The organism is Citrobacter sp. Cb023 (genome assembly GCF_030336805.1).
Lineage (GTDB): Bacteria > Pseudomonadota > Gammaproteobacteria > Enterobacterales > Enterobacteriaceae > Citrobacter > Citrobacter braakii.
In genome coordinates this window covers 207842-220866 of sequence record NZ_JAOWCV010000040.1, presented here as the reverse complement: position 1 = coordinate 220866, position 13025 = coordinate 207842, and the positions used below count along the sequence as shown (strand labels likewise).

10 protein-coding genes are annotated in these 13025 nt (G+C 48.5%); 4 read left to right on the top strand and 6 right to left on the bottom strand.

Translation table 11 applies throughout. The features are described 5' to 3' along the window. The first annotated feature begins 118 nt into the window (after window positions 1-118). The gene (locus OGW44_RS21955; RefSeq protein ID WP_249219966.1) at window positions 119-3943 is read left to right on the top strand and encodes an RNA-directed DNA polymerase; all 3825 of its coding nucleotides are present in this window, start codon (window positions 119-121) and stop codon (window positions 3941-3943) included. 112 nt (window positions 3944-4055) lie between these two features. Beyond that, on the top strand, window positions 4056-4232 hold the full coding sequence (locus tag OGW44_RS21950; protein WP_163424167.1) for a hypothetical protein: 177 nt from the start codon (window positions 4056-4058) through the stop codon (window positions 4230-4232). A gap of 4 nt (window positions 4233-4236) precedes the next feature. Here the strand turns inward: OGW44_RS21950 and OGW44_RS21945 are convergent, their stop codons facing one another. The 6 genes from OGW44_RS21945 to OGW44_RS21920 all read right to left on the bottom strand — a co-directional run bounded on the left by OGW44_RS21945 (window position 4237) and on the right by OGW44_RS21920 (window position 11006). Beyond that, a complete protein-coding gene (locus OGW44_RS21945; protein WP_000774774.1) occupies window positions 4237-5544 on the bottom strand; it encodes a tyrosine-type recombinase/integrase in 1308 nt (435 codons plus the stop codon). A 508-nt stretch (window positions 5545-6052) separates the two neighbouring features. Further along, complete coding sequence (locus OGW44_RS21940; protein ID WP_071524484.1) at window positions 6053-6376, bottom strand: DUF1889 family protein; 324 nt, start codon at window positions 6374-6376, stop codon at window positions 6053-6055. Between the two features lie 113 nt (window positions 6377-6489). Then, the gene (locus OGW44_RS21935; RefSeq protein ID WP_016157509.1) at window positions 6490-8301 is read right to left on the bottom strand and encodes a diol dehydratase reactivase subunit alpha; all 1812 of its coding nucleotides are present in this window, start codon (window positions 8299-8301) and stop codon (window positions 6490-6492) included. A 10-nt stretch (window positions 8302-8311) separates the two neighbouring features. Next, window positions 8312-8740, bottom strand: a complete 429-nt coding sequence (locus tag OGW44_RS21930; protein WP_016154578.1) for a diol dehydratase small subunit — start codon at window positions 8738-8740, stop codon at window positions 8312-8314. Window positions 8741-8742: 2 nt separating this feature from the next. After that, complete coding sequence (locus OGW44_RS21925; protein ID WP_016154579.1) at window positions 8743-9327, bottom strand: propanediol/glycerol family dehydratase medium subunit; 585 nt, start codon at window positions 9325-9327, stop codon at window positions 8743-8745. Between the two features lie 11 nt (window positions 9328-9338). Then, window positions 9339-11006, bottom strand: a complete 1668-nt coding sequence (locus OGW44_RS21920; protein WP_016157510.1) for a propanediol/glycerol family dehydratase large subunit — start codon at window positions 11004-11006, stop codon at window positions 9339-9341. A 391-nt stretch (window positions 11007-11397) separates the two neighbouring features. On the opposite strand from OGW44_RS21920, the gene OGW44_RS21915 reads away from it, so the two are divergent. Together OGW44_RS21915 and dhaT are read left to right on the top strand one after the other, a co-directional pair. Further along, window positions 11398-11826: a GlcG/HbpS family heme-binding protein gene (locus tag OGW44_RS21915; protein WP_003828504.1), complete on the top strand. Its 429-nt coding sequence runs from the start codon at window positions 11398-11400 to the stop codon at window positions 11824-11826. A 22-nt stretch (window positions 11827-11848) separates the two neighbouring features. Further along, complete coding sequence (dhaT, locus tag OGW44_RS21910; protein ID WP_016157511.1) at window positions 11849-13012, top strand: 1,3-propanediol dehydrogenase; 1164 nt, start codon at window positions 11849-11851, stop codon at window positions 13010-13012. Window positions 13013-13025 lie beyond the last annotated feature (13 nt).

Sequence of the window (13025 nt, the reverse complement as noted above, 5' to 3'; positions counted from 1 at the left end):
ATACCCCATCAGGCATAAGATGCTTTGACTTATAACGCATCAGTTTGAAACACAATGGTGATGGGGGTCACAGGGGCTGACATGTACTTTTAAGATTAAAAAGCATTAACATCTACTTTTGAAGAAAACAGAAAAAAACAATCACAAACCTTTAAAAACAAAAACTATGCCAATTATTAATAAAAAGTATCAAGAGCTTCAGTTAACAGATGAGTACATTACCGATCCACTGCTCATGGCCCTAGCCTGGAAGAAAAGCCATCACTACATACGTACCACAAATTGGTATGCTGACAACTTTGAACTAGACCTGTCGGCTTTGGACCTAATGCAGCACTGTAAAGATTGGGTCAAGAGAATGCAGGACAAAAAAGAATTTAAATTTTCAGAGCTACAACTTGTTCCTGTACCAAAAGCCTGTAAATGGGAGTTTAAGACTGTCGAAAATAAGGTTCTATGGCAACCTTGTGATGAAAAAGAACTTACCCTACGCCCCCTTGCCCATATACCCATAGCTGAACAAACCATCATGACATTAGTCATGATGTGCCTAGCCAATACAATAGAAACCAAGCAAGGAAACCCAGACACCAGCTATGACATCGTCCACCAGAAAGGTATCGTCAATTACGGAAATAGACTTTATTGTCAGTATATTGACGATAAAGCAGAGCACAGCTTCGGTGCAACAGTGACATATAGTAAATACTTCACTGATTATCGGAAATTTTTAAATAGGCCTTATCATTTTGCGTCAAAAGCGCAAGGTGAAATTTCGCCGGACGAAGCCGTTTACATCATAGAACTAGATCTTGCGAAGTTTTTCGATTTAGTAAACAGGAAGACTCTAATTCAAAAGATAAAAAACCATATCAGTGAGTCAATAAACAATAAAGAAAACCCACTCGCCAATCATTTATTTAAATGTTTTGCAAACTGGGACTGGACTGCATCTAGCATAAAAAATTATGACATATGCAAGTCAGACGAAGTAACAGAAATACCAAAAGGCATCCCTCAAGGATTGGTTGCAGCAGGGTTTCTATCAAATATTTACTTACTTGAATTAGATCAATTCTTGCATAATAAAATTAACACAGACATAACTGATGACATTAAATTTGTTGATTACTGTCGATATGTCGATGACATGCGATTTGTGGTTAAGGTTAAAAAATCAAAAAATAATAATACCGCATTCATAAATGATGTAATAACCAATCTTCTTAAAAATGAGATAGATAATCTTGGACTGATAATTAATCCTAAAAAAACAAAAGTAGAAATTTTTAGAGGCAAATCCGCAGGCATCTCGCGTAGCTTGGAAAACATCCAGACCAGATTAAGCGGCCCAATATCAATGGATAGCGCCAACGAACAACTTGGGCATCTTGAGTCATTATTAAGTCTGACAAAAACCGATTTTGAACCACCGAAAAATGGTAAATCAAATAGATTAGCTGAGATTGAAAAAGACCGTTTCGATGTCAGGGAGGACACTCTTAAGCGCTTTTCTGCCAATAAAATCAGTAAGATACTAAAAGAGTTAAGACATTTCATCTCGCAGGATATAGATACTGATGGGGAGGTTATTGCCGGGGAATGGGATTATCTGCAAGAACGTTTGGCACGGCGTTTTATTGTCTGTTGGAGCCATGACCCGTCACTGGCACTGCTACTCAAGAAAGGGCTGGAACTTTTCCCTGATCCTAAGCTATTAGACCCTATACTTGAACAGCTTTGCTCACTCATTGAAAGCGATAATGAAAAACAAAGTGCAGTAGCTACTTATTGCCTTGCTGAAATATTTCGACATTCAGCAATGACTATTCATAAAAAAGACACCTATGCATTCCCTGCACAAGCCAATGTGGATGGGTACTTTGAAAAAATACAACATTGCGCCGCGACATTCATTAATAAGCGCAGCGCCTCTGACAACGAAACTTGGAACCTGTTAATTAATCAGGCTAGTTTTCTGTTGCTTGTGCGTTTAGATAATACATTAGAAAAAAATGGCACTGATGCCAGGCATGATCTTATCTTAAAACTGGCATCAGGCTTTAGAACAATTACACTTCCCACTAAAATGGATAGCAAGACTATAGCCTCATGTATTTTGTTGGCTAGTCAATTAGTTAAAGATAACAAACCATTTATTCGCTCCTGCGCTTCTTTGTGCGAAAGAATTTATGACAAAGAACACGTCATAAAATTGAAGAAAATAGTTAGCATAATATCACATCAAAACTTATCATTGTTTAAATCCTTAGTTTATCATTCACGACCTTTACAACAGAAGTGGCTAAACTCAGACTCCGTGAAAATAATAATTAATGAATGCCATATAGATATACAACCTTTGGCGACTTCTTTAGGCATGATAAAAAGTAGTCACTCATTACTTAGAATCATATCAAGACCTGATAACCCATTTGCCAATGAGATAATGGCATTAAAACTGATGCAAGCCCTTTTATTGGACAGGATTGTTTGCCTGGATAATAAAAAAGATTATCAAATAAGTGTAGCAAACACCAAAGTGACGTTTCATAACTACTCCAACCCTCCAACATCGAATGTCTTCGATGCAGGAATGGATATGGATGCAAAATTATTCAAATCATCGGGATGGGTCGATTCTATTTTCACGGATGATGCAGACACTCAAATATTGTATAGAGTTGCCATGTGCATCCGTTCAGTACTACTCGGCAAACAAGACTGGACAGATTTTGGTCAAGCAATTTCCCCCAAACAGGGTTATCGGGGTATTAAAACTAGTAGAGACAAACGTCAATTGGGGATGATGACAACACCTGAGTCCATTGCCGGTGAGAACTCTCAGGTTTCTGGTTGGCTTACCACACTCTTATCCAAGTTGCTTGCCTGGCCGGGAATTTCAGTGGGTGATAATGGATATCAATGGCCAGCAATTTTTACAGTAGATGCTGTCAGAAAACTAGTTGATGCTCGGCTGAGTAAACTTAAGCAGGATTACTGCAAACTATCAGGAACTCCGGGACTTACAGAAAAAATACAGTTCAACTGGTCTGACTCGAAAAAAGCCCTAACAGTTGCTATGGTCCAGTCAAAACTGCCTGCAACGAAAGATTTTGTCAGCCATGGACTTCTTTTAAACTCCGCAAAGTATAGAGTGATTCATCGCAGACATGTTGCTGAAGTGGCTGATTTAGTTGTAAAACACACGCTTGCACAAAAAACAACTCAACGAACTCATGGTGAAAAAATAGAGAACATTGATTTAATAGTATGGCCTGAGCTCGCTGTACATAGTGACGATTTGGATGTACTCATCGCCTTATCTAGAAAAACGAATGCAATCATATACTCGGGCCTGACATTTATTGAGCAACCTGGAATCAAAGGACCAAATAATTGTGCCGTTTGGATTGTCCCACCTAAAAGCAATAGCAGCCAGAAAGAAATGATAAGACTTCAAGGCAAGCATAATATGATGGAAGATGAGAAAGGCCGGGTTGAACCCTGGAGACCATACCAATTGATGCTTGAACTTGTTCACCCCCAATTTACTGATAAAAAAGGATTTGTTCTCACAGGCTCCATTTGTTATGACGCAACCGACATCGCGCTAAGTGCAGATCTCAGGGATAAATCAAATGCTTATCTTGTAGCAGCATTAAACAGGGATGTTAATACATTCGATTCCATGGTTGAAGCACTGCATTATCATATGTACCAGCATGTTGTGCTCGTTAACTCAGGGGAATTCGGAGGATCTTACGCTAAAGCACCTTACAAGGAGCCGTTTAATCGTTTGATTGCTCATGTTCATGGCAATGATCAGGTAGCTATAAGTACGTTTGAAATGAACATGTTTGATTTCCGTCGTGATAATGTAGGAAAAAGTATGCAATCCGGGTTAGATAAAAAAACTGCTCCTGCAGGAATCATAATGTAATAAATATTAGATATTTTTATATTAGAGGTGAGGAGATGGCGTCACCTCTAATATTTTCGCTGATTGTATTTAGCATCAAATAATAAAGGTACAATTAATTTAAGTGACTATCATGAAAAAATTAGTTCCGCCATATCAAGTAACCCCGGCACAAATCTATCGTTCCGTTGCCAGTTCTACAGCCATTGAAACCGGAAAACCCGTGCAAGAAATTGAGCGACAGCTCAAACGTAACCGAACGCTGGCGAAGAACGTCGGCCTCGCCAGCAAATCCAGAGATCCGATTTAAGCCTCTATCTCTGCCCAAACAGGTTAACGACATTGTTTTCCTGCTGTTGCTGGTGGTTATTCACCCGAGACTCCCAGATCTCGAGAGCCTTACGCTTTTCAACCAGGTAATCGTAACGATCGTAGTGTTTAGAACTCACATCCTGTAGAGCATGGTTCTGAATGCGGTCACGCAGGTCTTTAGCAATACCCGCTTCGCCCATCAGGGTCTTACAGGTACGACGAATATCACGCGCAATAAAAGATGGGCTCAACGCAAAGTGTTGCCGGTAATAAATGATGGCTTGTGCAAAGCTGTCTGTGCGTAGATGCTGTTCCGGTTTAATACGCTGCGGGAAGATGTAAGGACTCTGACTATGATTCTCAGCTTTCAACTTTTCGAGTATCTCAATGGCTGACTCAGTCAAAGGCACCAGATGATCCCTTTTATTTTTCGACACATCCGCCACTATCAATAACGTTTTTTCTTCCCAGTTAACGGCATCCCAACGGCTGGAAACCAGTTCATGAGGCCGCTGGCCACCCGTATAGACACACAAGTTAAGCAATTGGCTGATTAACGGGCCGACCTTTGGTGCTTTAGGGAAATCCCCCATCAGTTGCTGCAACTCATCCAGCTTCAGCCAGTTTGTCCCTGCCTTCTCCGCTGCAGATTGTTTGGGTATGACACTCACTGGGTTCATTTGAAGCCCAAACATCACGTTCTGCTGGTGGTTTGCCGGATCGTTGTCAGCCTTCAACCCATAATTGAATGCTGCCATCAGATAAGAGCGAACACGATTTGCTTCAACTGATGCGCCACGTTTAATAATGGTGGCCAGAATTTGTTTGATATGAGCGGGGATAACGTCACGCGCTTTCGTCGCTTTAGGTATAAATGGATAGGTTTCTTTTTCCAGCCGGTACAAAACCTGTTGCCAGGTGCGTTTACCGTCTTCACGCATTTTGGTGGTGTAACCCAAAATGAGTTGCTCAATGCTGCCTTTGAGCTGGTCTTCACGTTGTTGTTGTTCGGCAGAGAAAAGCTGCTCTGCGATTTCAGCTTTGGGGTCTTTCCCTTCTTTAAGAAGACCCGCATGTTCTTTACATTGCTGTCTTGCCTGCGCGAGTGACAACTCTGGGAAACGGCCAAGCAGAATGAATTGCCGTTTTCCTTGCCAAAAATAACGATAGTAAAATACTCGCTGACCCGATGGCTCAACTTTCACCCCTAATCGCCCTGCCCCACGCTCACCACTTTTATCCCATTCATAATAAGCAGTAGTCTTCGGCTTCAAGCCACTAATCATTGAGACAGTTAAATTATCAGCCATAGTATTTTTCAGTCCTTTGTTCGTTACGTCACCCAGTCTGATTCTGGGTGACGTAGTGGGTGACGTAAGGATGATACTGAAGGTAAAAACGCAGAACAACATGAAACAACAACCAGCAAATAACCTACTGTTATTTATTAAATTTAATCTAACGTGAAAAAAGATGCAAAATCATGAAACATGGATTTCATATGACTCATAATCGCTTGGTCGCTGGTTCAAGTCCAGCAGGGGCCACCAAACACAGCAAGGGCTGGCGAGAAATCGCAGGTCCTTTTTTTTGGGGTTCTTCCGTAGATGTTGGCACGAGCCAAAAGGATTCCTGCTGGAACAAATCAATATCTGTTCGCACCAGAATGTGAAATAAGAGCCGGGAAGAATACGGCAGGCGGGGCCTGAAGATATATTACGGGATGCCTCTGTCCAGCAACAAGCTGGTCACTGTCCCCCTCTGGACGTCGCCATCCAGAGATGGAAACGTCCGTTAGAGTTTGATTCGATAGTCAGCTCAAACTAGCTCTTTGAGCTGCTCCTGCATATAGGTTGAAAAATACTCTGGGTTCTTGATAAGGATGCGGTTACCGGAGGCCACTTTTTCTGCCCATCCGGCCACTTTTTTCGTGAACTCGGGATTCCATCCCTCCTGCTCACCCCGTGCCATCACAGCTTCCGGACTTGCTGGCACACCTAAGTCATGCAAATACTTTAAGATTCCCTTAGCGGTACTTTCATCCATTGAATGGGGTACTGACGCCGAAGTGTTCATACCACCAATAAAATCCAATGCTTTCTCAATTGCTGTTGGCATGCTCTTATCCTTAAAATTAACCACGTGAGAGACACATTTATACTATGTACCCAACTCCGCCGGGATATCAAAGAGAACATCACCTTTATTTGATTTACCCCGCAGCTAAACGCTTGCGGCGGCTGTTTTCTGCACGATTAATTCGCTATCCCGGCCAAAACCAGCCCGGTCGCTACCGCATTACGCGGCCCTTCGGTACCACGGATGTTGCCCTGTCCGGCAACCACGCCGTAATGCGCCAGCGCGTCGGTGATCATCTGCGGGATTTCGAAATCCAGCGAGGAGCCGCCCACCAGCACCACAAAAGTCATATCGCGAATAGAGCCGCCGGGTGACACCTGGCGTAAAGCGCGCAGGCAGTTGGTCACAAAAACTTTCTCTTTGGCCTGTCGGCGCACCAACCGAATTTTTTCCAGCGAGGTCTGGTTATCTACGGGGATCAGCTCGCCGTTTTTCAGATAAACGACTTTGGCAAACACTGACGGACTGAGCGGTTCGCGAAAAAACTCCACCGCGCCGTTCTCGTGGCGAATGCTGAACAGGCTCTCCACTTTTGCCAGCGGGTATTTTTTAATTTCCTCCGCCAGAAACGGATCGCTTAAGCCCAGCTCGGTTTGAATCAACAGGCTGACCATATTTCCCGCGCCAGCCAGATGGACCGCTTTCACAACGCCATCGCTATTGATAATGGCGGCATCGGTGGAGCCTGCGCCTAAATCGAGGATCGCCAGCGGTGCAGCACATCCGGGCGTTGTTAACGCACCGGCGACAGCCATGTTGGCCTCCACGCCGCCGACTTCAACCGGGATGTTTAACCGGACGCTCAGCTCACTGGCGATGGCCTGCATCTGTAAGCGATCGGATTTCACCATCGCCGCAATGCCAACGGCGTTCTCCATTGAACACTCCCCGGCAATACCGCCCTGCACCTTGCGGGGAATAAACGTATCCACCGCCAACAGATCCTGAATATACACCGCGTTCATGTCGTGACCGGTCAGCGAGGCCATCACCTTACGCACTCGCTCCAGCATGCCGCCTGCATGCGTACCTGCTTCACCACGAATATCGCACACGGGCGCACAGGTGCTCATCGCCTGCATAATGGCCTGTGCGCCTTGCGCTACGTCGGCTTCACCGCCACGCTTTTCGCCGCGGATAAAGATCTTACCCGCCGGGATCACCCTTGAGCGCACATCACCCTGCGGGGTTTTCAGCACCACGGCGGAACGGTTGCCAATTAGCGCCCTGGCGATGGGGACGATGGTTTGCGTTTCCTCGGGCGTCAGGGTAAAGAAGGTCGCGATGCCGTAAGGATTCGACAGCACACGCACCACCTGTCCTGGGGCCGCCACTTCCACCGCCGCCAGCACACCTTCCGGCACCTTCTCCAGCAGGGTGACTTCATCTACCACCGGCATTGTTCGACGCAGGCGATTGTTCACCAGCACGCCATCATCTTTTTTCAGGATCGCCGCCACCACGTTGACCCCGCGATCCAGCGCCTCATTGATATACCAAACCGCCTCGAGGAAATCCCTCTCCTCACCGACCAGCGGGATCCAGCCCTGGGTAAACCGATCTTCACTCAACGCCGCCAGCTTCTCCACGGCGATGGTGGTTCCCATTCCCACGCCAACGCCGCCGGGCGTTTGCGGGTTATGCCCAATCATTGTTGATTCGGTAATGATGGTTTCAGTGATGGTTTCCATCGCCACATCGCCAATCACCGGTGCTGCCTCGTTGATGCAGATTTTCGCCACGTCCTGAAGCGACCACGGGGTGTTATTCAGCGCCTGCTGCAGGGAGGCCACCACCCCGGCAATATTGTCCCGTGTACCTTTCATACCGGTCGTGGCGACAATCCCGCTGGCGATAAACCGGCCATGCTGCGCCAACGCCACTTCGGTGGTGGCGTTGCCGATATCAATCCCTGCAATTAACGGCATACAACCTCCGTCACTGGCTGCCTTTACGCAGCTTGTTTCTCTGCTGATACACCTCTGCCGACTCGCGGACAAACCCGGCGTTCACCGTGGCATGCCAGGTATGTTCCAGTTCATCGGCAATGGCCTGAAGCTCGGCGAACGAAGAACGAAACGGCCGCAGCGCGTTGTAAATTTCAAGAATACGGGCATCCGGGATTGCTATAAGCTCCGCCGCACGACGGAAATTACGCGCCACGGCGTGACGCTGCATCTGTTCGGCAATCTGCGCCTGGTACTCCAGCGTTTGCTGAGAAATACGCACATCCTGCGGACCTACACGGCCCGCCAGCACATTCTCAAGGGTAATCTCGGTTAGCGGTTTGCCGGTAGGAGTCTGGATTTTCTCCGGGCAGCGGGTCGCTAATGGATAATCCTGCGCGGTCATGATGTTGTCGTTCATGGTCATTCCCTTACGAGTGCAATATGCAGCGTGACAGGCGCAGCATCCTGCACCACGTGTTTGGTTTCTTTGATATGAAACAGCGCGGCCTTGGCCATAAATTTGGGGCGTACCATCTGGTCATTAACCACTGGCACTGGCGAAGGCGACTCTTTACGTGCATAGCGCGCGGCGTTTTTACCAATCTGGCGATAGGTTTCCAGCGTCAGCAGCGGAGCCTGAGAGAACAGCTCAAGGTTGCTCAGAGGCAGCAGATCGCGCTGATGAATCACCGTGGTTCCTTTCGACTGGATACCAATCCCGATGCCAGAACCGCTGAGATTTGCCGCATCCCATGCCATAAATGAAACATCCGAGGTGCGCAGAATCCTCACCACCCGAGCATGCAGGCCCTCTTCTTCAATGCCGGCAACCAGTTCTTTCAAAATCGCTTTGTGCGGCATATCAATCAATGTTTTGTGCTGATACTTATCAAAGGCCGGGCCGACGCCTATCACGACTTCATCCACGCGTTCGTCCGCTTTAGCCGCCTCGCCTTCGCTCACCTGCAAGGTGAAAACCGGCTTACGTTCAGTTGTGCATTCCACTGTGTACCGCCTTATTCGATCGAGCCGGGCTGAACCACGCCCGCAATATTTTTAATTTCCGCCCAACGTTCGGCAGAGATGCGATAGCCGGTGCCGGGTCCCTGATAATCGTTGATGTCATTAACGGCGCTGACGACGTCGAACTGACGATCCAGAATGGCCGACGTTTGCAGATAATCACCAGTAACACGCTGCCTCAGCATGTTGAGGATATTACTGGCGATGTCTTCGAAGCCGCTGGAACTCAACGCGCCGACGATATCCAGCCCGGTGATATTGCTTTTCATCATCTCTTCCACGGCAGCCAAATCTTCCACCACATTGCGCGCGGGCATATCTTTGCTGCCGTGAGCGTAAGTGGCGGCGTCCACCTCTTCATCGCTAATCAGCGGCAGGCCCAGTTCGCGGAACACCGCCTGAATGGCGCGCGCGGCCTTATTGCGGATGGCGATTGTCTCCTCTTCCGTGACCGGACGCAGGCCCCCGTCAACCATCAGATCGCGTTGCAGAATGTTGTAATCATCGAAGTCTTCAGCGTCGAAGTTCGACCCGGCAAACATGTTGTCGTAGTTCGGTACCGCGCTATAGCCGGAGAAGATAAAGTCGGTGCCCGGCAGCATCTGCATCAGGGTGCGGGCAGTACGACGAATATCGGAGTGGGAAAAGGTCTGGTCATTGGCGGAGGCCACTTCAAGGTCGAGCATCGAGGCAATCAGGTTTTCCGCCAGCACCGCGCGAATCCCCGACGGCACAGCGCCGGTCATGCCGATACAGCTGACCGCACCGTTTTGTAACCCCTGTACGCCCGCGCCTTTGGTGATAAAAATGCAACGCGACTCCAGATAAAGCATCGATTTACTTTCGGAATAGCCCATCAGCGCTTCCGAACCGGTGCCGGAGGTGTAGCGCATCTTCAGACCACGAGAAGCATACGCCGAGGCAAGAAACGCTTTTGACCACGGCGTATCATCGCCATCGGTAAACACCGACTCCGTGCCATATACCGACACCGTTTCGGCGTAGCTGGTTAGCCCGCGCATTCCCAGTTCCAGTTCCGTGGCCTCTTCAACGGAGCATTGCGTCAGCACGCCGGGGCGACCGCATTGGGACCCCACCAGCAGCGCCAGGGCGTTAAACGGCGCATAGCGGGCGATCCCGACCGTTGTTTCCTGTTCGGAAAAACCACGGATCCCCGCTTCAGCAGCGTCGGCAGCAATCTGTACCGGGTTATCTTTCAGGTTGGTCACGTGGCACTGATTGGAGGGGGTGCGTCTGGCGCGCATTTTTTGCAGCGCCATCATCATCTCCACCACGTTCATTTGCGCCATCACCTCCACCGCTTTCGCCGGGGTGATGGCAGTCGTAATGGCAATGATCTCTTCCCGACTGACGTGGATATCCACCAGCATTCTGGCGATCTCCAGCGCGTCGAGCTGCATGGCGCGCTCGGCCTCGGGCACGTTAATCGCGTAATCGGCAATGAACCGGTCAATCATGTCGAACTCGGCGCGGCTCTTGCCGTCCAGCTCAACAATACGACCATTTTCCACCTTCACCGACGAAGCCGGATCGTAAGGGCTTTCCATTGCGATCAGCCCCTCTTCAGGCCATTCGCCAATTAGCCCATCCTGATTTACAGGCCGCTGGGCAAGCACTTCGAATCGTTTTGATCTTCTCATAGTTTATGGACTCAAAAGATAAAAAATAGGGACGCCGGGCCGTATTGCCGGGGACACAACACCCGGCATTCGCCTTTCATCAGCAATAGCCGAACTCTAAATGAGCAGGACAATAAAAAAATAAAAATAATTTCGTTCCAATTTGGTACGTAATAAAAACCCATCGTTTCATATTGAAACGCGGCTCAGGAATATTCACCGTGAATTGTGACGAGGTTAAATGATCATTATCAATAAACGCCACAACAGGAAACTGAACGTAATATTTTTGAAATCCCTACCCTATTGACTTAATAACGCGGGGCGAGAAAATAAGATAAAGCCAATGATAAAAATAGCTGTTGCGCGATATTTTCGTGACCTCAGCCCTACAACCTTTTCAGGAGAGAATGTGAATAAGAGCCAACAAATCGCCACCATTACGCTGGCGGCTGCAAAGAAAATGGCGCAGGCCGTCGAGGCTAAAGCGCTTGAAATCAACGTTCCGGTGGTATTTTCCGTGGTGGATCACGGCGGGAACACGCTGCTAATGCAACGTATGGACGACGCGTTTGTCACCAGCTGTGATATCTCTCTTAATAAAGCTTATACCGCCTGCTGCCTGCGACAGGGTACCCATGAAATTACCGATGCGGTACAACCAGGTGCCTCTCTATATGGCTTGCAGCTCACCAATCAACAACGAATTGTTATTTTTGGCGGCGGTTTACCTGTCATATTAAACGGCAAATTAATCGGTGCCGTTGGCGTAAGTGGCGGTACCGTCGAACAAGACAGATTATTAGCAGAAACCGCATTGAATTGTTTCTCTGAATTATAATTTAAATCTAAGAAGGTATATTATGAGCTATCGTATGTTTGATTACCTGGTGCCAAATGTGAACTTCTTTGGCCCCAATGCTATTTCCGTGGTCGGCGAACGCTGTAAACTGTTGGGCGGTAAAAAAGCGCTGCTGGTCACTGATAAAGGTCTGCGGGCGATTAAAGACGGCGCGGTAGATAAAACCCTCACACATCTGCGTGAAGCCGGTATTGACGTCGTGGTTTTTGACGGCGTTGAGCCAAACCCCAAAGACACCAACGTGCGCGACGGCCTGGAGGTCTTTCGGAAAGAGCATTGCGACATCATCGTTACCGTTGGCGGCGGTAGCCCGCATGACTGCGGTAAAGGCATCGGTATCGCCGCGACTCACGAAGGGGATCTCTACAGCTATGCCGGGATTGAAACCCTGACCAACCCGCTGCCGCCGATCGTTGCGGTGAATACCACCGCCGGGACCGCCAGCGAAGTCACCCGCCACTGCGTGCTGACCAATACCAAAACCAAAGTGAAGTTTGTGATTGTCAGCTGGCGCAACCTGCCGTCGGTCTCTATTAACGATCCGCTGCTGATGCTCGGCAAGCCAGCCCCACTGACTGCGGCCACCGGGATGGACGCCCTGACCCACGCCGTGGAAGCCTACATTTCCAAAGATGCCAACCCGGTCACCGACGCTGCCGCTATCCAGGCGATCCGCCTGATCGCCCGTAACTTGCGTCAGGCCGTGGCGCTGGGCAGCAACCTGAAAGCTCGCGAGAACATGGCCTACGCCTCCCTGCTGGCGGGTATGGCCTTCAACAACGCCAACCTCGGCTACGTTCACGCGATGGCGCATCAGCTTGGCGGTCTTTACGACATGCCGCACGGCGTGGCGAATGCCGTACTGCTGCCGCACGTGGCACGCTATAACCTGATCGCTAACCCGGAAAAATTTGCCGACATCGCAGAGTTTATGGGCGAGAACACGGACGGACTCTCCACCATGGATGCCGCCGAGCTGGCCATTCATGCTATTGCCCGCCTCTCCGCCGACATCGGTATTCCGCAGCATCTGCGCGATCTGGGCGTCAAAGAAGCCGATTTCCCGTATATGGCGGAAATGGCACTGAAGGACGGTAACGCCTTCTCCAACCCGCGCAAAGGGAACGAGAAAGAAATTGCCGAGATCTTCCGTCAGGCATTCTGATAACGCAGGGTGC

What these genes read in the sequence shown, in the direction of transcription:
- OGW44_RS21935 (WP_016157509.1), bottom strand. Translation starts at nt 8,301, where the DNA reads ATGCCGTTAATTGCAGGGATTGATATCGGCAACGCCACCACCGAAGTG.
- OGW44_RS21930 (WP_016154578.1), bottom strand. Translation starts at nt 8,740, where the DNA reads ATGAACGACAACATCATGACCGCGCAGGATTATCCATTAGCGACCCGC.
- dhaT (WP_016157511.1), top strand. Translation starts at nt 11,849, where the DNA reads ATGAGCTATCGTATGTTTGATTACCTGGTGCCAAATGTGAACTTCTTT.
- OGW44_RS21920 (WP_016157510.1), bottom strand. Translation starts at nt 11,006, where the DNA reads ATGAGAAGATCAAAACGATTCGAAGTGCTTGCCCAGCGGCCTGTAAAT.
- OGW44_RS21945 (WP_000774774.1), bottom strand. Translation starts at nt 5,544, where the DNA reads ATGGCTGATAATTTAACTGTCTCAATGATTAGTGGCTTGAAGCCGAAG.
- OGW44_RS21950 (WP_163424167.1), top strand. Translation starts at nt 4,056, where the DNA reads ATGAAAAAATTAGTTCCGCCATATCAAGTAACCCCGGCACAAATCTAT.